This window comes from Chitinophaga deserti (assembly GCF_003149455.1).
GTDB classification, from domain to species: domain Bacteria; phylum Bacteroidota; class Bacteroidia; order Chitinophagales; family Chitinophagaceae; genus Chitinophaga; species Chitinophaga deserti.
In genome coordinates this window covers 165,193-187,098 of sequence record NZ_QFFK01000010.1, presented here as the reverse complement: position 1 = coordinate 187,098, position 21,906 = coordinate 165,193, and the positions used below count along the sequence as shown (strand labels likewise).

General features: G+C 52.1%; 15 protein-coding genes. 10 read left to right on the top strand and 5 right to left on the bottom strand.

Annotation, left to right across the window (positions count from 1 at the left end; all coding sequences use genetic code 11):
• Positions 1-72: 72 nt before the first annotated feature.
• On the top strand, positions 73-1,590 hold the full coding sequence (locus tag DEV76_RS21725; RefSeq protein ID WP_109700044.1) for a carboxypeptidase M32: 1,518 nt from the start codon (positions 73-75) through the stop codon (positions 1,588-1,590).
• A complete protein-coding gene (locus DEV76_RS21720) occupies positions 1,587-2,339 on the top strand; it encodes a hypothetical protein (RefSeq protein WP_109700043.1) in 753 nt (250 codons plus the stop codon). Before DEV76_RS21725 ends, DEV76_RS21720 begins: the two co-directional genes overlap by 4 nt.
• 43 nt (positions 2,340-2,382) lie before the next feature.
• Here DEV76_RS21720 and DEV76_RS21715 read toward each other — a convergent pair whose 3' ends face one another.
• Both DEV76_RS21715 and DEV76_RS21710 read right to left on the bottom strand, forming a co-directional pair.
• A complete protein-coding gene (locus tag DEV76_RS21715; protein WP_109700042.1) occupies positions 2,383-3,060 on the bottom strand; it encodes a rhodanese-like domain-containing protein in 678 nt (225 codons plus the stop codon).
• A 63-nt stretch (positions 3,061-3,123) separates the two neighbouring features.
• The gene (locus DEV76_RS21710) at positions 3,124-3,729 is read right to left on the bottom strand and encodes a class I SAM-dependent methyltransferase (protein WP_109700108.1); all 606 of its coding nucleotides are present in this window, start codon (positions 3,727-3,729) and stop codon (positions 3,124-3,126) included.
• A gap of 220 nt (positions 3,730-3,949) precedes the next feature.
• Between DEV76_RS21710 and DEV76_RS21705 the strand changes: the two genes are divergently transcribed.
• The 4 genes from DEV76_RS21705 (at position 3,950) to DEV76_RS21690 (ending at position 13,239) form a co-directional block, all read left to right on the top strand.
• On the top strand, positions 3,950-8,776 hold the full coding sequence (locus tag DEV76_RS21705) for a PKD domain-containing protein (RefSeq protein WP_198652161.1): 4,827 nt from the start codon (positions 3,950-3,952) through the stop codon (positions 8,774-8,776).
• A 68-nt stretch (positions 8,777-8,844) separates the two neighbouring features.
• Positions 8,845-11,682: a PKD domain-containing protein gene (locus DEV76_RS21700; RefSeq protein ID WP_109700040.1), complete on the top strand. Its 2,838-nt coding sequence runs from the start codon at positions 8,845-8,847 to the stop codon at positions 11,680-11,682.
• 3 nt (positions 11,683-11,685) lie between these two features.
• Positions 11,686-12,726, top strand: coding sequence for a PorP/SprF family type IX secretion system membrane protein (locus tag DEV76_RS21695; RefSeq protein WP_109700039.1), 1,041 nt, complete (start codon positions 11,686-11,688; stop codon positions 12,724-12,726).
• A gap of 162 nt (positions 12,727-12,888) precedes the next feature.
• A complete protein-coding gene (locus DEV76_RS21690; protein ID WP_109700038.1) occupies positions 12,889-13,239 on the top strand; it encodes a T9SS type A sorting domain-containing protein in 351 nt (116 codons plus the stop codon).
• A gap of 712 nt (positions 13,240-13,951) precedes the next feature.
• Here the strand turns inward: DEV76_RS21690 and DEV76_RS21685 are convergent.
• Positions 13,952-15,124 carry a class I SAM-dependent rRNA methyltransferase gene (locus DEV76_RS21685; RefSeq protein ID WP_109700037.1) on the bottom strand — a complete coding sequence of 391 codons (1,173 nt, stop codon included), beginning with the start codon at positions 15,122-15,124 and terminating at the stop codon, positions 13,952-13,954.
• Between the two features lie 126 nt (positions 15,125-15,250).
• Here DEV76_RS21685 and DEV76_RS21680 point away from each other — a divergent pair, with 126 nt between their 5' ends.
• The 4 genes from DEV76_RS21680 to DEV76_RS21665 all read left to right on the top strand — a co-directional run bounded on the left by DEV76_RS21680 (position 15,251) and on the right by DEV76_RS21665 (position 19,523).
• Entirely contained in the window at positions 15,251-15,817 is a 567-nt protein-coding gene (locus tag DEV76_RS21680; RefSeq protein ID WP_232827018.1) for a nucleotide exchange factor GrpE, read from the top strand.
• A gap of 79 nt (positions 15,818-15,896) precedes the next feature.
• Positions 15,897-17,063 carry a molecular chaperone DnaJ gene (gene dnaJ / locus DEV76_RS21675; RefSeq protein WP_109700036.1) on the top strand — a complete coding sequence of 389 codons (1,167 nt, stop codon included), beginning with the start codon at positions 15,897-15,899 and terminating at the stop codon, positions 17,061-17,063.
• A 99-nt stretch (positions 17,064-17,162) separates the two neighbouring features.
• Positions 17,163-18,119: a class I SAM-dependent methyltransferase gene (locus DEV76_RS21670; protein ID WP_232827017.1), complete on the top strand. Its 957-nt coding sequence runs from the start codon at positions 17,163-17,165 to the stop codon at positions 18,117-18,119.
• Positions 18,120-18,125: 6 nt separating this feature from the next.
• Complete coding sequence (locus tag DEV76_RS21665; protein WP_109700034.1) at positions 18,126-19,523, top strand: sodium:solute symporter family protein; 1,398 nt, start codon at positions 18,126-18,128, stop codon at positions 19,521-19,523.
• Between the two features lie 4 nt (positions 19,524-19,527).
• Here DEV76_RS21665 and DEV76_RS21660 read toward each other — a convergent pair whose 3' ends face one another.
• Entirely contained in the window at positions 19,528-21,294 is a 1,767-nt protein-coding gene (locus DEV76_RS21660) for a YfbK domain-containing protein (RefSeq protein ID WP_109700033.1), read from the bottom strand.
• 72 nt (positions 21,295-21,366) lie between these two features.
• Positions 21,367-21,897 (bottom strand): hypoxanthine phosphoribosyltransferase, encoded by a 531-nt coding sequence (gene hpt, locus DEV76_RS21655; RefSeq protein ID WP_109700032.1) that lies wholly within the window; start codon positions 21,895-21,897, stop codon positions 21,367-21,369.
• Between the last annotated feature and the right edge of the window lie 9 nt (positions 21,898-21,906).

Below are 21,906 nucleotides of genomic sequence, written 5' to 3'. Positions count from 1 at the left end.
AATCAACATTCTCCGCTTTCAATGGCTGGCGAAACCGGCAGTTGATTAGATTTGTAAAATAAACCGCTTTTCATGACAGTGCAAAAAACTTCAGCATCACTCTACGACGAATACAAAGCCAGGATGCAGAAAATCGCCGATGTACGCAACGCTACTTCCGTACTCGGATGGGACCAGGAAACCTACCTCCCCGAAAAAGGCGCCGGCTTCCGCGGCCAGCAAATCACCACCCTTAGTACCATCGCCCACGAACTGTCTACCGCCCCGGAATTGGGAGATCTGCTGGCAGAACTGAAGTCACGCACCGACCTCGATGATATCCAGCGCAGGAACGTTCAGCTCTCGGCCGAAGACTATGAAAAGCAGCGTAAATACCCCGCTTCTTTCGTGGCAGAACTGTCTACCGCCACTAACACTTCCTACCATGCCTGGATAAAATCCCGGAAAGAGAAAGACTTCTCCGTGTTCGAAGGCCCGCTGGCTAAAATGGTGGAACTGAAAAAACAGGAAACCCGGATCCTCGGATATACCGGCCACCCTTACGATGCATTGCTCGATGAATATGAAAAAGGCGCAGACGTGGCTATGCTCGATGCCATCTTCCGCGATGTAAGACAATCCCTGTTGCCCCTGCTGCAGCAAATTGCCCTGCAAACACCTCCCGACCGTAAGTTCCTGAACAGGCTCTATCCCAAAGACCAGCAATGGCAGTTCGGGATCGATATCCTCAAAGCCATGGGCTACGATTTCGGTGCCGGCCGTCAGGACGTATCGGAGCACCCGTTCACTACCAGCTTCAACCCGCGCGATGTAAGGGTGACCACCCGCATCGATGAGCAGGACCTCGGGAATATGACCTGGAGCTGTATTCACGAAGGCGGTCACGCACTCTACGAACAGGGCCTCCCGGTGGAACAATACGGGCTGCCCTGCGGAGAAGCCGCCAGCCTCGGCATCCATGAATCCCAAAGCCGCCTGTGGGAAAACAACGTAGGCCGTAGCCTTATATTCTGGCAAAAGCATTACGGGCACCTGCAGGGCCTTTTCCGCGCCAACCTCCAGGCCGTACCCATCATGGACTTCTACAAAGCCATTAACCAGGTACAGCCCTCGCTGATACGTACGGAAGCGGATGAACTTACCTACCATTTCCATGTCATGATCCGTTATGAGATCGAGAAAGGACTGATCGGCGGCGAACTGCAAACCAAAGACCTCCGCGATATCTGGAATAAATACTACCTCGATTACCTCGGCGTGAAAGTGACGGACGATATGCACGGTGTACTGCAGGATATCCACTGGAGCCACGGCAGCTTCGGATACTTCCCCACATACTCACTCGGCAGCTTCTATGCGGCACAGTTCCATAACGCAGCCAGGAAACAGATCACCGGCCTCGACAGTGCTATTGCTGACGGCCGTTACGATGGACTGCTCCTCTGGCTGCGCGATAATATCCACCGCCACGGCAGGTATTACACCTCCAATGAGTTATGTGAAAAAGTGACCGGCGAGAAGCTGAACTTTAAGCACTTCATGGCATACGCGCAGGACAAATACGGCAAGATGTATAATTTAGGGGCATGAAAATTCCCCTATGCCTGCAACCTTTAAAGTTGCTTAAAAGTTCACTTGCTATTATCCTGCCTGTATTATACGCATGCAATCAACCAGTAAGCAATTCCGGGAACAATGATACCATACCCGTTACAGCTACTGCGCCCATTGCGGAAGTACCGGTTGCCAGTGAAGTAACCGGGGCTGCGGAGAGAGTAGCGCCAGACACCAATACCACTGTCAGATTCCCTGAGTTTACGATTACGGTAGAAGGTTATGCTGACGACGAGCAGGCACTGGCAGGGGAAGACACCGGTAAAGACACCATCCACATCTATCCGGAAGAGATCGGCCAGTTTATCACCAATACACGGGTGTTAATCGAAAGCGATTCGCTTTCAGACATACAGGTGGATTTTTCTTTCCGGAATGTGCCGATCATTATGAACGAAGGACCGGTATGTGTGATGAACGACTGGAAATCATTTGTTGCTGAATGGGAGCTGCTGCCATTCCTGAACGGAAACTACCGTTTCCGTGAGCTAACGGAAAAGGATATGAGCCAGTTCCCGACAACCGATATCGGTGAATGGAAGGCCCGGGTAAAGCAGCAATGCGGGCAGGAATATTTCGACATCATTAAGGATAACAAAGCAATCCGGGAAGGATCTTCAGATGTTGCGATTGATGAAATGTACATCCGTGTAAGAGCCAGGCGCAAATCGGATGGCAGTGCATATGTCAGGATACTTCAATTCAGTATACCAATAGGTTGCTGAGCCGGCATAAAAAAAGGGGCACTTTGCAGTGCCCCTTTTTCATTTATTTCATCGCTTTGCGGAATTCTTCCAGTTCCACAATCCCGGATTTCCTCCAGACCTCCTTCCCGTCTTTATACAGGATAAAGGTGGGGATTTCTTCCGCCTTTACGGCTTTCATGACATCGATGTCATTTCCACCATCTACGGCCAAAACTTTGAGTTTCTTTTCGTCCGTAAACTGTTTCACAACAGGCTGCATTTTACGGCAGGGCGGGCACCAGGTGGCGCCTACATCCACCAGTATCCATTTACTGCTGGCAACGGCCTCGTTATACATGCTTACGCTCATCTGAGGTGCCTGCTGGCCACCGGCGAGGAGCTTACCTTCGTTTTTCCAGGCTTTTACACCCCCGGAGAGGTCTGTTACGTCGGTAAAACCCTGATCGGCCAGGTATTTGGCAGCAGCACCGCTCCGGCCGCCTACGAGGCAGTAAACGTATACGGGTTTGTTTTTATCAAGGGATTTGACCCGTTTGGCGAATTCTTCCTTATTGGTAAAATCGGCCTGCAGCGCGTTGTTGATATGACCGGTTTTAAACTCCTGGGCGGTACGCACATCGAGCAGCTGAATGCCCGGCTGGCGAAGGCCTTTTTCGAACATATCGGGAGATACGGCGTGCTGCGCAAGGGCTGTGCCGGCAAGGCACAGTAAGATGGCAAAAGTTATGAGATTTTTCATCGGTTTCCGTGATTGATTTGTCTTAACGGCTAAGCCATAAAGATACGCAATCCACGGTAAACGTCAGTTTCTTCTGCGGGCCACGCTGTCCAGCTTCCGGAAATTGATGAACACTTCCTTACCCTGGCGGGCGGGGTGAGAATTATAACAGGGAGCGAAAGTTTTGAAATTGAAATACGGTTCAAACATCCGGCGGTATACTTTGATGCCGCCACCGAAGGGTGGCCCTTCCTTATCGAATTCGCGGTTGAAGAGCACGCCTATCAGGCGGCCTTCTTCCCAAAGGAGATCATACATATGCCGGGCATAGGCCTGCCGGAGGGCGGGGTCCAGCGCACAAAGGAACGTTTGCTCCACGATCAGGTCGTATTCGGCTTCATGCTCGAAGAAATCTCCCGTTTCGAACTTAATGCCCGTTCCGGTAAATTTCGATTTCAGCCGCTCAATGATCACCGTGGAAATATCCAACACGGTAATGTCACGGAACCCACTGTCCCACAAATACTTGGCTTCGTAACTGTTACCACCGCCCGGTATAAGTATCCGGAGGTTCTTGTTCGGCAACTGGTCGAAGTAATCCCGCAAAGGTGGCGATACGGTTCCCATGTCCCATTCGGTTTCCCCGCGCTCATAGCGCGCATCCCAGTAAGCTTTGTCCAATTCAGGCATATCCATTTGGTTTGGAAGAAGCGGACGCAATCCCAAGTAAATGTACTTGTTACACATCCTATTAAGGGGCAAATAAATAATTTATAGCTTAACACCGTGAAAACATAATGTTAATATAAACAGATAATTCTTTTTTAAATATTATTTTTACCTCTTTGACACCAAACCCCCATGCGGGTATACCTCCATTTTACGGGTACCTATGATCAACCGACGCCAATTGAAAAACTATCTGTCCATGGTGTGCTGCTGCCTGATTATTCTATGCTCTTTGGCAGCCCGGGCACAACAGGCCAGCTTTACAGCCGATAAAACATCCGGCTGTGCCCCGCTGACCGTTTCATTCACCAATACCTCAGATGCCGGAGCAAGTGCCTACGACTGGGATTTCCAACTGGGGGCCCATGCCACATCACCAAACGCGTCCAAAGTATTTACCGTACCGGGTACATATAACGTCCGGTTAACAGTCACCTATCCCGGAGGCACCCGCTCCGCCACCCAAACCATTACCGTTTACGAGAACCCCGAACCCATATTCACAGCCAACCCGCTATCCGGCTGTACACCCCTCACCGTACAGTTCACCGATGCCTCCCGCCCCGGTTCCGGCTCCATCCGTTCCATCCTGTGGGATTTTGGAGACGGCAGTACAGGCGCAGGCCCCAATCCTACCCATACCTTCAACGTCAACGGCGCATTTTCCATTTCCACCATCGTGGAAAACAGTTTCGGCTGTAAGGAAGGTGTTACGTATACCCAATATGTAAAAGTGGGCAGCACACCCCAGATCGGTTTTACATCCGACGTAAGGGCTTCCTGCACCACACCGCTCACGGTTAACTTCCGGAGCAGCGGTCCGGGCGGACTTACCTACGCGTGGGATTTCGGCGATCCCACATCTGCCACCAACACCTCCACCGCCCAGCACCCTTCCCACACCTACGCCAACGAAGGGCGGTATACGGTTACCCTTCGGGCACGCACCCCGGAAGGTTGTGAAGCCACCGTTACCCAAACTGCATTCGTGGTAATTGAACGTACGCGGACGGACTTTGTGGTAGACGGATTATCGTGCGCAGGCACCAACGTCCGCTTCCGCAATACCACCACGCCAAGGCCTACATTATCCAGCTGGACCTTCCCCGACGGCAGTACCACTACCGGAACGGACGCTTCCTTCTTCTTCGCACAGCCCGGCACCTACAACGTAACCCTTACATCGGGGCTCCCCGGCTGCATGGAAACCGTCACCAAAGCTATTACCATTCACCCCCGCCCTACATCGGGATTCACTGCCACACCCCAGATCAGCTGTACTGCACCTTTCAACGTACAGTTCACCCAACAGGCAACCGGTGCCTCCCGCTATTTGTGGAACTTCGGGGATGGCACAACCAGCACTGCACCCTCTCCTAACCATACGTACGCCAATTACGGCCGGTATGCCGTAACGCTCCGGGTAGAAAATGCGCAGGGATGTTTCGATGAACTGAGGCAGTCTGACTACATCATCGCCGAGCAGCCACAGGGAATGATTGTGGTTTCTGATCCGGAAGGCTGTCTTCCCCATACCACCAGCTTCCGCGCGGTATTGACCAGCGCAGGCACTATTACGGGTTACCAATGGGATTTTGGCGATGGCAATACCTCTGCCAGCCCGCAACCTTCGCATACCTATACAACAGAAGGCCGTTTCAACGTGCGGCTTACGCTCACTGTCAACAATAACTGCCGGGTGGTGCTGAACGCCATAGTGCAGGCAGGCCGCATCCCCGTTGTACAGTTCGACGCCAACCCTAAAGCCCCCTGCCAGCGTGTACCCGTTCAGTTTACCAACCTTTCGGTACCCCGCGGCACCAGCTGGCAATGGACGCTGCACGACGATAACGGCACCGTGCTCAACATGGAAAACCCCACACATGTTTTCCAGGAAATAGGCCTGCACGATGTAACGCTGGAAGTGAATAACTATGGCTGCCGCCGCTCCCTCCGGAAAGATGACTTTATCACCATCCTCCCGCCGGTTGCAGACTTCTCCATGTCGAACCTGTGTACAGACAGGTACCGTGTGGCATTTACCGACCTTTCCAACTTCGGGCCTATCCCCGGAACGCCCCGCTTCTGGCGCTGGGACTTCGGAGATGGCAATACATCCACCAGCCAGTCACCCACACACGTATACGCCGCTCCCGGCACTTACACCGTGCATCTTAACGTAAGCAACGGCAACTGTGATTCCGACATGCGACTTGTAGTGGATATTATCGACGAGAAGCCCGTTATCCGTGCATCCGCAGCGGAAGTATGTGCTGGGAGCCCCCTCATATTCTCCCGAGATAATGTGGATGATAACAATATCATTAGCTGGTCGTGGGAATGGGGAGATGGTACCTATGGCCCCGTGGCAGGCAACAACATCTCCAAAACCTTCGGGCAGCCGGGCCGCTACAACGTAGTGTTGTCCGTCACCGACCGGAACAATTGCGTTAGCCGCTCCAATACCCTCAATATACAAGTGAATGGATCTACGGCGGATTTCGGATTCACGGGCCGCCGTTGTGAAGGAGACGAGCAGGTTTTCAACGACGCATCCACTTCCTTCCACGGATATACTATCGAAAGCTGGACCTGGAACTTCGGCGATGGTACACCGGATGAAACGGTTACCACCCGCCCTCTCAACTACAAACATGCGTTCACTACCGGCGGCACCTACCCGGTAACGCTGCAGGTGAAAGACAGAGCGGGATGTGTGACCACTATTTCCCGGCCGGTACAGGTAATGTCTGTCAGCGCAGGTTTCAACACAGCCACGCAGATCGCCTGTAAAAACGAGAGCCTCCAGTTCAGCAACGCATCTGTCGGCTTCAACCTCACCTACGCGTGGGATTTTGGAGACAACACTACTTCCACGGCGCCGCATCCGCTTAAAAACTTTTCCGCACCCGGTACCTATACCGTATCGCTGACGGTAAGGGATGCAGAAGGATGCGTGGCTTCCGAGGTTAAAAACCAATATATCACCGTACCCGATCCACAGGCGCGGTTTACAGTACCCGGACAGATCTCCCAATGCCCCCCGGCAGTGGTGAGCCTCAGCAATCTGAGTACCGGTTTCCAGCGTTCCGTTTGGGAGTTTGGAGACAACAGCAACTCCGATCACTTCGAGCCGGACCACGTGTATACTTATCCCGGCACCTACACCATCAGGCTGAATGTATATTCGGAAGGAAATTGCCTCAGCACCACAACGCAGGATATTGTGATTGAAGGGCCAACCGGGAGCAGGAGCATCGTTAATAAAACAGGCTGCGCTCCGCATACCACTTCTTTCAGCGCCAACTCTCCTAACGCCGTGCGCTATACTTGGGATATGGATAATGGCGTGGTGCAAACGACAACAGGCAATACTTTCACTTACCAATACGATGCGCCGGGCGTATATTATCCAAGGGTGGTACTGGAAGATTCACGGGGCTGTAAGGTACCCGCACAGGGCGTGCCCGACAGTATCATCGTCGATAAAACCACTGCCCTTTTCAGTATGAGTACGCTGGCCGCCTGCGATACAGCGGATGTGTTATTTACCAATACCTCCACTTCCCTCTCTGCAGCACAGCATGGCGACCTGATGCAATACCGCTGGGACTTCGGGATCGATGGCAGAACGGATGATGTGAGCACCGACCAGCATCCCCGCTTTGGATATACAGGCCCCGGGGAGCACCGCATTAAACTGATCACGACCAGCAGGTACGGATGCGAAGACTCGTCTTTCCTTACCCTGAAAATAGACCCGAAACCAGTAGCTGCTATCAATCCTGCAGGACCTGTTTGTGTAAATGAACCGGTACAGTTCAGTGGTGCTGATACCCGGAACCTGCCGGGTACGGCATGGAGATGGACGGTAGATAATGTAGCCGGCGCCAGCCCGTCTCTCCCGCCGCGCCTTGTATTCCAACAGGCAGGCACGCACGATATCCGCCTTATAATTCATAATTCGGAAGGCACCTGCCCGGATACTGCCGATTTCCGTTTGGTAGTAAACCCCTTGCCTCCGCTGGCAGTAATGCCCCGTCAGGCTATAGTATGTGAAGGAGAATCCCTCCAGGTACGCAGCAATGGCGGTGCCGCCACCTATAGCTGGACGCCTTACAACATTTCCAGCGCCACGGCAGAAAACCCTGTTATCAGTCCGATAATTGATACCCTCTACCGGGTGACCGCCGTGAACCAGTTCGGCTGCGAATCCAAAGATTCCATCCGTATCAGCGTATCGCATCCTTTCAATGTGCAGGCGGCAGGAGCGGATATCTGCGAAGGCAAACAAACCCAGCTCCGCGCCATCGGTGCCGTGCGCTACCGCTGGATACCTGCTACCGGACTGAACGATGCAGGCCTTGCCGCCCCTATAGCCACACCAGCCACCACAACGCGCTACCAGGTAGTGGGTTATGGTAACGATGCCTGCTTTACCGATACGGTAGCCGTAACCGTGAACGTACACCGTGCCCCCGTGATCAACGTTCCGCAGGTACTTACCGTACCCAGTGGTACCCAGATGCCGGCGCCCGTTACCGGCAGCCCGGATATAACCACCTGGAGCTGGCAGCCTAATAAATGGCTTAGCTGCTACGACTGTCCAACCCCGGAAATGCTCCTGCAGGGCAATGTCACTTACCAGATCACCGCTACCAACATCCACGGATGCCAGAGCGTGGCGCTATTGCCTGTAAAGCTCTTCTGCTCAGGCAGTACCGCATTCATTCCCAATACTTTCACGCCCAATGGAGACGGGCAGAACGACATTTTCTACATAAGAGGCCGCGGCATCCGGGATATCAAATCTTTCCGGGTATTTAACCGCTGGGGACAGGTGGTTTTTGAACGCGCCAACTGCCAGTCAGACAACCCCGGATGCGGATGGGACGGGCGTTTCGCCGGTCAGCTGCTGCCTCCCGATGTTTTTGTTTACGTAGCCGAGATCGTATGCGACAGCGGGGAGCCGATGACGCTCAAAGGAAATGTGACCCTGCTGCGATAGGGGATATGGAAAAAATATAATAAATTTGTATAATCCATAAACCTATACGATCCCATATCCTGTGAAAGATGAAAGCACCTGAGAAGAAAAACCTGCACCGATTATTATGGGCGCTCCTGGCCTTGCCGGGGGTAGCCAATGCCCAACAGGCAGGGTTTACCTATACTGTTTCGCCGGTGAGCCAATGCGCACCGGCTAAGGTTACGCTGAAAAACACCACTACGGGCAGCCCCCTGTCTGTTCACTGGGATTTCGGCGACGGGCGCAGTTCTACTGAAAAAGAACCCGAGGTTATCTTTAATACGGCCGGCCCGGTTACCATCAAACTAACGGCACATTATGCCATGGCAACCGCTACTTCAACCGCAAACTTCACGATCTATCCTGTTCCGGAACCCGCCTTTTCTGTCAATAAAGAAGTTTCCTGCGGCGCTTATACAGCAATTTTTACGGACGATACACCCGGCGGTTCGCACCGCGTTTGGGATTTCGGAGACGGATCAACTCCTGTAAGTACCAACTCCGCCACCGTTCAGCATACTTATACCAAACTCGACACTTTCGATGTTACCCTCACGGTAACCAATGCCACCGGATGTACCAAAACCCTCCGCAAGCCCGATTTCATAAAGATTTCAGCGCCTGTCATCACCATGGGTACCGCCCCGCTGGAAGGCTGCGTGCCTTTTACTGCCGGCCTGAGCGCTACCGTACAAACCAGTCCGGGTGACCCTGCCCAGTCTTACGCCTGGGTTTTCGGGGATAACACCAGCGCCAATTCCACAACGCCCAATATTTCACACGTTTACCAGACTGCCGGAGACTTCAACGTTACGCTCACCGTTACCACCCAGCAGGGTTGTATGGCCATGAAAACGTTCCAGAAGCAGGTTAAAACAGGGTTACGCCCTTCCAATGTTAGCTTTACAGTTACACGGCCAAATGATTGTGCGGGTACCATGGCGAGGCTGCTCGCCAGTGCAGACAATGCGTCGCGGTACAAATGGGATTTTGGAGACGGTACTGTATATGAAGGACCGGAAAACGATATCAACCACGCCTTTCGTGCAGCCGGTAACGTAACGGTAAGGATGAGCGCCGGTTCCAACGGGTGCTTTACCGATGCAGCGCCGGTAACGATTAACAATACCGGGCCGGTGGCAGATTTCACCTATGCGCGCAATTGCGGGAATGGCGGCACCTCCTATACCTTTACCAACATTACGGTAGGTTCCACCAGTGATACTTACGAGTGGAATTTTGATGATAATACTCCAGCCAGTAACAGCATTCATCCCACACATACCTTCGCGCAGCCGGGCACTTATAACGTGCGGCTCATTGTGCGGGATGCCAGCCAAACCTGTATGAGCACCATCTATAAAACCATCCGGGTATTTGCGGCCGACTTCCATACCGGCGTTGGCTCCATCTGCCGGAACAGCGAAGTGCATTATGGGGTGGTGCAGGTACCTTCTACTATGGTGCGGTATTACGACTGGCGGTTTGGCGACGGGGAAAGGATCATGACAACGGATGTGGATATACGGAGAGTGGTGAAAGAAAAAGGACTGTTCTCCGATACGCTCATCATCGTTTATAACGACCCTGCTTATTGCCCGGATACTATTATCAAGAAAGATCACCTCACTGTAATGGCACCCCAGGCGCTGTTTGCCACTGGCCCCATTACCTGCCAGGGCCAGCCCGTGCAGTTTATTCAGCAATCGCAGCCCACGCCCAACATTCCGCTGATAGGCTGGAAGTGGGATCTGGGGAATGGAAAAACATCGGACAAAAACACACCGGATGCAACGCTTTTCAATGCCAGCGGCAACTTTGATGTGAAGCTGGTGATCACGGATGCGCGTAACTGTGTGGATTCCGTAACCCGAACCGTCACCATCCATCCCACGCCATTCGTGAACGCTATTTCAACGGTCGCCAAGCTATGTGAAGGCAGCAGTACCGACTTGCAGGCAGTAACCAACGGCACCGTGCAATGGGTGCCCGACTGGAAGCTGAGCTGCAGCACCTGCCCTGCGCCACGCGCCACTCCAACCGAAGACACATCGTACATCGTAATCGCCACCAATGCATTTGGCTGTATCAGTAAAGACACGCTCTGGATCGATGTTGTACCTAAGGTATTACTCACCGTAAGCCCGGATACGGCGATCTGCGCAGGTGCCAGTGCCCGCCTCAGGGCCAGTGGGGCCGCTTATTACAACTGGACGCCGGCAGGTACCGAAGGCGGCCAGACTGCAACGCCGCTTATCATGCCCACTGCTACAACAACGTATTCGGTAACGGCCGGCAACGATCCCATTTGTCCAACCGAAACAAAGAATATTACCATAACAGTAAAGCCCTCCCCCACCGTTAATGCCGGGCCCGACCAGGTAGTGGTGGCAGGCAGCCTTGTTACACTGAAAGCCACTTACAGCAGCGATGTGGTGAGCGGGGAATGGAAACCTGCCACCTGGATCGATTGCGCAACATGTCCTCAAACGGTGGCAGCACCGCGGCTGGGGACGGATTATGCTTATGAAGTAACCAACAGCGAAGGATGTAAGAAATCGGATGTGATGAACGTAAGGCTCATCTGCGACCAGGGTAATGTGTTCCTCCCCAGCGGATTTTCTCCGAACGGAGACGGGATGAACGACCAGTTTTTCCCCCGCGGGAAAGGGGTGCGGAGCATCAACTCCTTCCGGGTTTACAGCCGGGCAGGACAGGAAGTATTCAGCCGCGCCAACTTCCAGGTAAACGATGCATCGGTTAGCTGGAACGGCACACACAACGGTAAACTGCTGGCGCCGGATGTTTACATCTGGCTGCTGGATGCAGTTTGTGATACCGGGGAAAGATTTACACTCAAAGGAAATGTAACTTTATTACGATAACGTATGAAAACGCTGCAAAGCATGAAGAAATACTGGTTAAGCGGTGCGCTCGCATTTATCGGGCTGCCGCTGTGCGCGCAGGACATTCATCTGTCCCAGTTCATGGAAACTCCCATTCTCCGGAACCCGGCACTGATCGGGCTTTTCAAGGGCGATGTGCGGGTGCAGGCGGTATACCGGAATCAGTGGAACAGCGTCACTATTCCGTACCAGACGGGTACGGTGAGCGGCGAATTGAAATTCCCTGTCGGCAATTATAACGATCACGTAACGGCCGGCATTCAGGCATCGTTCGACCGGGCGGGTTCTTCGAACCTGCAATCCGTTCAGTTCCTGCCCGCACTTAATTACCATAAATCCCTCAGCGAAGACAAAAGCAGTTTCCTTTCGGTAGGATTTATGGGCGGTTATGTACAGCGCCAGTTCAACCCTGCCAACCTGACCTTCAATAACCAGTATACCGGCGGGCGCTTCGACCCCGCTGCACCTACGGGTGAAGAAGGGCGGCTGGCCAAAGTAGGATACGGGTACTGGGATGCAGGTGTGGGTATGAGCTACAACGGTGTGCTGGGAGAGGCTACGAATTATTTTGTGGGCGCGGCTTACTATCATTTCAACAAACCCAAAGTTTCGTTCTTCAACGATGACAAGGTAACGCTGGACCCCAAGCTGAGTTTCAATATGGGTATCACGATACCCGTGTCTGAAAGGGTGCGGGTGATAGCACATTACAACCAGGTGCATCAGGGAGCTTATACCGAATTTATCGGCGGCGCATTTGTAGGATACGGGTTGATGGATGAAGGGCTGGAATCGGACAGGGGGATGTATGGCGGGCTTTTTTACCGCTGGAACGATGCCATAGTGCCTATGTTTCGCCTCGATATGGGGGCTTATGAGATAGGGGTGAGCTATGATGTGAACGTGAGCAGGCTGCGGACGGCCAGCCAGGCAATGGGAGGCTTCGAAGTATCGATGGTTTTCAAGAATTTCCTAAACCGCTGGAATTCAACACTTAATAGCGTAACGTGCCCAAGTTTTTAAACCCGCAACGGCATGCTGGAAAAAAAATTGTTAAAAACGTTAAAGTTTAGGAAAAAAGAGGAAGGGAATTGCACAAATTGGCTTACCGTTTGTTATCTTTATATAGCCACCAAAAAGCAAATATTTGGGAAATATTTAAAATAATTTATATCTTTGGATACTATGTTTAAAACCGTTACTCTCATCCTATTTACTTTGTGCTGTGCCTTTACTGTACCGGCATGGTCCCAGAGCAAGTCTAACCTCCCCGAAACGGAGAGTGCGAGTAAAGTAGTGAAAGCATATCCGAATCCCGCGACATCTAAGATATATTTCGAAATTCAGCGTAATAACGATAAGGTTTACGAGATTATTGTATACAACTTCTTAGGCAAGAAGGTGGATCATCTGAAGAATCTCGCCAACCGCACTTCCCTCCCGCTGGATAATTACTACAGTGGCCTTTACATCTTCCAGCTCCGCGAAAAGGACGGAACGCTTATAGAATCCGGGAAGTTCAACGTAGTCAAATAAGATCTAAGAGTAGGAATATTATAAATAAAAAAGGCTGACAGCATGCATCACGCACTGTCAGCCTTTTTTAATCAATAGTTTTATTGGAATTCAACATCCTTAACGCCTCTCTTGTTATTTCTGAAAGCATTTACCTTCGTAAGAAGTAATGCCTCCTCTCCGCCAATCCTATGATACTATTTTGGCAACCTCACGTACGCATCAAGTCCACCTCATGTCCACCTCAAGTCCACCTTTTATCCACACTTAACTTGTATTTCACCCCATGTTAGCCCGGATTTCCCGCTATGTTCCCTGCCTACATCTCCCTTAAGGTAAGATACCATCAATATAGCCACTTTCCTTAACCAATATGGCAACCTCCCTATATGTTCCGATGTACGTTTAGGCAACTGTAAGGGTAATCCTGTAATACTGTATGTATACCTTATAGGTACTTAATGTATATAAAAGGGCCCCTAATCCGCTACAGTATTGGTTTTACCCCCTGTTTATATACATTAGGTATACTTTAACCCTTCTTTATCCCTTCTTTAACCCTTCCTTTACTGCCATTTATTCCCTTCATACTCCCCGATTAAGCCCTGAAATAAGCAATCTGCAAACCTCTCATACAATGCCTGTATGCTCGCCATTTTATAGGGAGGGATTAAAACGCAAAAGGCCGTCTCAAACAATTGAGACGGCCTTTTGCTGTGATTTTATCTGATCCTTACTGTACCTCTACGATGAGGAACTTCAGGTAAGTGGTGTTTTCGATGTTCCAGAGGATGGGGTGGTCCTGCGCCTGTGTCTGGAAAGTTACCTGGCGCAGCTTCTTCCGCGCGTCTTTCGCTGCCATATCAATGGTTTCGAGGAACATGGAAGGGTCTACCAGGTTGGTACAGCTCGCCGTTACGAGGAAACCGCCCGGCTTGAGGAGCTTCATGCCCCGCAGGTTGATCTCCTTATAGCCCGTAATGGCCTTCTGGATGTTTTCCCGGCTTTTGGTGAAAGCGGGCGGGTCCAGGATCACCACGTCGAACTTACGGTCTTCACGGGTCCATTGCTTCAGCTGGTCGAAAGCATTAACCGCCTGGAACTTACAGATATCCTGCAGTCCGTTCAGTTCCGCGTTGCGGCGGGCAGTATTCACGGCATGCTCGGAAATATCGAGCCCCAGTACGCTTTTAGCGCCATAATGCCCTGCATGGCAGGAGAATGTGCCGGTGTAGCAGAATGCTTCCAGTACGTCGGCCCCTTTCACAATATGCTGGATGGCACGGCGGTTATCCTGCTGGTCGAGGAAGTAACCGGTCTTTTGTCCGCCTACGATATCGACATGGAATTTCAGGCCGTTTTCGTTGATAATGATATTGGTATCGAAAGGTTCACCGAGAAATCCTTTTTGCTGGGCGAGGCCTTCCAGTTCGCGTACGGGCACATCGTTGCGCTCGTAAACGCCTTTAGGCTTAAAGATTTCGTGGAGTGCGTTAACGATGGCGGGCTTCCAGCGGTCGATGCCGAGGGCCATGGTTTGCAGTACGAAGTAGTCGTTGAATTTATCGATGATCAGGGCAGGCATTTCATCGGCCTCTCCGAAGATGAGACGGCAGTTTTCCACATACCCGAGCTTTTTCCGGTATTCCCATGCTTTGCGGATACGGTTCAGGAAAAACCCTTCATCCACGGTTTCGTTCTTGTCGCGGGTGAGGATCCTCACGAGGATCTGGGACTGGGGGTTGATGTATCCCCGGCCTACGAAAATGCCGTTATGGGTGAAAACATCAACGATATCCCCGGCGTTCACCTCCCCGTCTATCTGGTTTACTTCGTTGCCGAAAACCCAGGGATGCCCTGTTAAAACGCGGTTTGCTATCTTTTTCTTCAGAAATACCTTGGTCATTGCTTGTTATTGGAGCGCAAAGTTACAATTATGCAGGCAATCCCCCCAAGGCCTGCCAAATTGTCCCCAAAAGGGGGCTTGGCAAAGTTATTGACGGTGGGTAACTTGCAGACAATTTGAACGATTATGACAGAAAAAGATAAAGATATGCACGCAAACGGGCAGGAATCCCGTGATTTTGACATCAATGCAGATGAGAATCAAAGCGGATCAACCCATTTGAATGATGCCCTGCCGGAAGAAGGTGAAGCGGATAAGCTGCGTGGCGACCTTGAAGAATTACGCAAAAAATACCTGCTGCTGAACGCAGACTTCGATAATTTCAGGAAAAGGAACGCCAAAGAGCGCGTGGAACTGATCAATACTGCCAACAAAGAGGTGATTATTGCCCTCCTCGATGTGCTGGACGATTCCGAAAGAGCCGCCAAACAGCTGGAATCATCTGCCGGTGCCAATGCCGCCAACGAAGGCGTAATGCTCGTTTTCAACAAATTCCAGAACATCCTGCAATCCAAAGGCCTTAAAGCCATGGAAGCCCTGCACGAAGAGTTCAACCCGGATCTCCATGAAGCCGTAACCGAAATACCCGCCCCTACAGAAGAGCTGAAAGGTAAGGTGATTGACGTGCTGCAGAAAGGATACTATCTCAACGACAAAATCATCCGCCACGCCCGCGTGGTAGTGGGAAAATGACGTTGTGACAGCAGTGTACGCCAGCTAATAGAATTTTCATAGCCTGTTCCGCCGGAATGGGCTTTTCAAGTGTATAAACATGTCCACCAAAAGAGATTATTACGAAATTTTAGGGGTTGCCAAAACCGCTTCTCAGGATGAAATCAAAAAGGCATACCGCAAGGTTGCCATGCAGTTCCATCCCGACCGGAACCCCGGCAATAAAGATGCGGAAGAAAAGTTCAAGGAGGCGGCAGAGGCTTATGAAGTGCTCAGCGACCCCGATAAACGCGCGCAATACGACCGATTCGGCCATGCCGGTGTAGGCGGGCGCGGCGGCGGACATGGCCAGGGCCATATGAATATGGACGATATCTTCTCCAACTTCGGGGATATATTCGGGGAAGATATCTTCGGCAGCTTCTTCGGTGGCGGCGGCGGCCGCTCCGGTGGTGGCGGGCGCAGAAGCAGAGGCACCCGCGGCAGCAACCTGAGAGTGAAAATCAAACTCACCTTCGAAGAAATCGCCAAAGGCGCTTCCAAAAAGATCAAAGTAAAGAAATACGTTACCTGCAATACCTGCAGTGGCCTGGGCGCGAAAGACAAAAACGCTTTCCAGTCCTGCACCACCTGCCACGGCTCCGGACAAGTCCGTAAAGTAACGCAGACCTTCCTCGGCCAGATGCAAACGGTAACCACCTGCCCCACCTGTAACGGTGAAGGCCAGATCATTACCAACAAATGCACCTCCTGTAAAGGCGAAGGCCGTCAATACGGCGAAGAAACCGTATCCATCGATATCCCGGCAGGCGTAATGGAAGGCATGCAGCTTTCCATGAGCGGGAAAGGCAATGCCGGCGAAAGAGGCGGCGCCCCCGGCGATCTCCTCATCCTCGTGGAAGAAGAACCACATCCTGAACTGCAGCGCGACGGGCTGAACGTAGCCTTTGACCTGCACATCTCCTTCCCCGAAGCCGCTTTCGGCATCTCTACAGAAGTACCCACCATCGACGGTAAAGCCAAGATCAAGGTACCACCTGGCACTCAGAGCGGTAAGATCTTCCGCCTCAAAGGCAAAGGATTCCCCTCCGTTAACAGCTACGAAAAAGGCGACCAGCTCATTCATGTGAATGTATGGACGCCCCAAACGCTGACTTCCGAAGAGAAATCCATGCTCGAAAAAATGCAGGCCTCCGGCAACTTCAAGCCCAATCCTGAAAAATCCGACAAAGGATTCTTCGAAAAAGTAAAAGACATCTTCAGCTGATTCATCCTCAGCTAAACATACCAACAGCCGGAACGCACCCCGTTCCGGCTGTTGCTTTTTAAGGCAACCGCTGGTGCATCCGCCCGGAAAATCGCATATTTGCACACAATTATGTCCGATAAGTACCAGATGTTCGAAAACCGGCTGGCCAAAGTGCACAAGCATCTCGCCAAGACCGCCAGACGGCAGGGCATCACCTGCTACCGCCTCTACGACCGCGACCTCCCGGAATTCCCCCTCATCATTGAACTGTACGAAGACAAGGTTTCCGTAGCGGAATACCTCAGTCAGCACGGTATGGAAGATGATGCCTATGATGCATGGCTCGAACAGAGCGTGGAATGCGTGGGCAGGGTTTTACATGTTCCGAGGGAAGACATATTTCTCCGTACCCGCCAGCGCAAAACCGACCGCCAGAGCCAATACGAAAAGCTCAGCATAGAAAAAGCAGAGATCAATGTGAAGGAAGACGGGCTTACTTTCAAGGTAAACCTGTCCGACTACCTCGATACCGGCCTGTTCCTCGATCACCGCATTACCCGGCATATGGTGCGGGAAGAATCGGAAGGCAAACACGTTCTCAACCTGTTCTGCTACACCGGATCATTTTCCGTATATGCCGCTGCAGGCGGTGCCGCTTCCGTAACATCGGCCGACCTTTCCAAAACCTACCTCAAATGGGCTGAGGATAACATGGAGCTCAACGGCATCTACGATCCCGCAAAGCACCATTACGTGCATGCTGATGTACTCCAGTACCTCGACGAGCTGAAGATTAACACGTTCGACCTTGTGGTGATGGACCCGCCTACTTTCTCCAACAGTAAGCGCATGAAAGACTTCCTCGATATCCAGCGGGATCATGTGACGCTTATCAACAAAGTACTGATGGCGATGAAGAAAGGCGGGGTGCTGTATTTCAGCAATAACCTCCGCCGCTTTGAGCTGGATGAGCCTGCCATTGAAGCCACTTCCATTAAAAATATCACAGCGCAAACCATCCCGTTCGACTTCACGGGAAAACTGCTTCGGCACTGTTTCCGGATCATCAAATAACAGCACATGCTCACGGCCTTTGTACTGATATATCTGCTCATTACGATCCTCATCGGCCGCTGGGCGGCCAGGCGTGTAAAAACCGCGGGCGACTTTATGGTTGCAGGCCGCAGCCTGCCATTAGGCATCAGTACCTGCGTGATATTCGCTACCTGGTTCGGATCTGAGACTATGCTGGGTGCTACCAGTGAGTTTGCACAACACGGGCTGATCGGGGTGATAGAAGACCCTTTCGGAGCATCGCTGTGCCTGTTACTGGTAGGCCTGTTCTATGCCAGAAAGCTGTACCGCAGCAACCTCCTCACGTTCTGCGACTACTTCCGGGTGCGCTTCGGGCAAAAGGCGGAGATTATTTCCGCCCTGCTCATGATCCCCTCCTACTTCGGATGGATCGCTGCGCAGATAGTAGCCATGGGCATTGTGATCAATACTGTAATGGGCATATCCCCTGAAACTGCCATGATTGCCAGCGGGCTTATCGTAATGGGCTATACGTATATGGGCGGCATGTGGTCTGTCTCCATCACCGACTTCATTCAAACCATCATGATCATCGTGGGTATCCTCATCATCACATTCATTGTGGTGAAGGAAGCCGGGGGTATCACCACCGTGGTGGAGCGCGCGCCGGCAGGCACCTTCCGCTTCTTCCCCGACAACGACTGGCATAGCTGGCTGCATTATCTCGCCGCCTGGTTTACCATTGGCCTTGGCTCCATCCCTCAGCAGGATGTGTTTCAGCGGCTCATGAGTTCAAAGAGCGAAAAGGTGGCGCAGTATTCCTCCTATCTTGGGGCATTAATGTATCTCGTCATCGGTTCGCTGCCGCTGCTCATTGTGCTCTGTGCGAAGCAGCTGTATCCGGCGCTGGGGGCCGACGGACCGGAAAAGATCCTGCCGGATATGGTGATGCAGCATGGTAACCTGTTTATACAAATCCTCTTTTTCGGTGCGCTGCTGTCTGCCATTATGAGTACTACCAGCGGCGCCATACTTGCTCCGGCAACCGTATTGGGCGAGAATCTCATCAAACCCTTCTTCCGCGATATCTCGGATAAAAAATTCCTGCTTATCATCCGGCTTTCGGTAATAGCAGTATCGGCCATCGCTATTGCCATGGCGTTTGCCAGCCAGAACATTTATGAGCTGGTAGGTTCATCTTCCGTATTAAGTCTTGTTTCATTATTTGTTCCGCTCACAGCAGGGTTGTACTGGAAGCGCGCCAGCCAGGCAGGCGCTATTCTTTCCATCATTATGGGAACAGCAGGCTATGCGTATGGAGAATGGATGGAAACCGCCACTCCGCCGCTTTTTGTGGGCTTATTATGGAGCATCGCGGGTATGGTGGCAGGTTCGCTGATCTGGAAAGCGCCGGTACCGGTTACGGAAAGCCCCGCTACCTGAGCCGTTACTTCAGCCACTCCGTATTTTTCTTCAGCTGCTTGATCAGTTTTAAAAACTCACTCCTGTATTTCCCCGGATCAGGGCCGAGGGATTGCTTCGCGATGCGTGTTACCATGTCGGTATTTCCCTTGCCGGTATATTGCGATTTGCGGAGCAGCATACCGAACAATGCCACTGAGGCAGCAAACCGGCAATCGTCCGGTGCATCATCAAAGCTCGCGGCTTTCGCGGTAATCGTTTTTCTTATTTCGTATTGCGTGGGTTCCCCATCGGGCCGGTAGGTCAGGGAAACCGTTGCCAAAGGGCCTCCGGGGTCGGGGTTCACCGGTTCTATTTCATACATGGCCACCACGCAATGCCCGGAGCCTACGATGCCACCGGTCACCTTTACACTATCGCCGTTATCTTCTTTCAGAATTTTATTCTCGTACCCCAGCAACCGGTAAGTTTTCACACGGCCGGGATGGAAGGTGACCTGTGCATGCACATCGCGTGCGATGGTAAAGAGTGTGGAACCGAATTCGCGGGCAAATACTTTATTGGCTTCCTCCAGGTCATCGATATACGCAAAGTTACCATTACCCTTGCTGGCAAGGGCTTCCAGCTTGGAGTCCTTATAATCTTTCATCCCAAAGCCGAGGCAGGTCAGCAGCACCCCTCCTTCCTTCTGCATGGATATCAGGTCTTCCATATCCTGATCGCTTGTTTGTCCTACATTGAAATCGCCATCGGTGGCCATGATCACGCGGTTGTTGCCACCGCGGATGAAGTTTTCACCTGCAATCTGGTACGCCATTTTGATGGCGGCCTCTCCCCCGGTGGCGCCTCCCGCACTGAGGTAATCAATGGCATGCAGGATCTTTTCCTGCTGATGGCCCGGGGTGCAGGGTAATACCAGGCCGGGGGTGCCTGCATATGCCACAATTGCCACCTTATCGCGCGGACGGAGGTTGTTCACCAGCACCCGGAAAGCGGCCTGCAGCAAGGGTAGTTTATTGGGAGTGCCCATACTGCCGGAGCAGTCGATCAGGAACACGAGGTTACTGGCGGGGAGACTGTCTGTTGCTATCTGTTTAGCCCTTACCGCAATCTGCAGCAGCCGGTGCTCCGGCGCCCATGGACAATCCGTATAATGGCTATACATGGCAAACAGGGAATCGTGCCGGGGGAGCGGATAGCTGTAGTGGAAATAATTGAGCATTTCCTCGATGCGCACGGCATCTACCGGAACGGGTTGTTTGAGCCTGGCGAAGCGGCGCATGTTGCTGTAGGCAGCGCGGTCTACATCCAGTGCGAAATCAGACACGGGTTTGCGGGTGGTTTCTACAAACTTGTTTTCGTACAGGCGTCCGTAAGTTTCGTCGTAAAAGTTGGTGATGGCCACTCCGAGGTTGCTGTAGTTGGGGTTGGTACTGTGTGCATAGCGCGCACGGGCTTTGGCCGAAGCAATATCATCGCTGGCAGGTGGAATTTTTTTCAGGGGGCTCAGTTCAATGAGCATGCGGTCATGTTGGAGAAGCGGCACAGATCTGCGCAGATAGCCGGGGTGTTCAAAAACGAGGTGCGTGCTGCCAATAGGGATCTCTATGCGGAATAAGCCATATTGATTGGTAAGCACGGTAGCAGTGTCTGGCCAAACGGTGACCCTCACGCCCGGCACCGGATCGTGCCGGATACTGTCTTGCACAGCCCCCGTCACGACTTTTCTTTGTTGTGCCACTCCCATCATGCTCCAGCTTGCGCATAGAAGCAAAATGATGAGTTTATGCATCGAAATATTTTAACATACACCGATACCTAAAAGTAAACAATTTGTTGATCCGAAGGCTGCAGCGGGTAAAAATTACTCCGCCAGCTGGTAGATCTCGGGGAGGTTGCGGCCCAGGCCATCGTAATCGAGGCCATATCCGAGGAGGAATTTATTGGGAACGGAGAAGCCGAGGTAATCGATTTTTACGTGGTGCGTGAGTGCTTCCGGTTTGTGCAGGAGCGATACCACCATGAGTCTCTTGGGCTGCTGGTGCTCCAATTGAGGGAGGAACTGGCTGAGGGTTTTACCCGTATCCACGATATCTTCCAGGATCACAACGGTGCGGCCAAAGAGGTCTTCATCAAGGCCGATGGCGGTGATCACATTACCGGTGGATTTAGTGCCTTTGTAAGACGCCAGTTTGATAAAGGAGATCTCCGCTTCGATCGTCAGGTATTTGAACACATCAGCAGCAAACATAAACGAACCGTTGAGGATGGCGATAAAAAGCGGTCTTTTCCCTTCGAGGTCTAGGCTGAGTTGCTGCGCCATTTCTTTGATACGCGCCTGCAGTTTCTCCTCAGTGATATAGGGGACGAACTTCTTATCATGTACCTGAATCATCGTATGTAT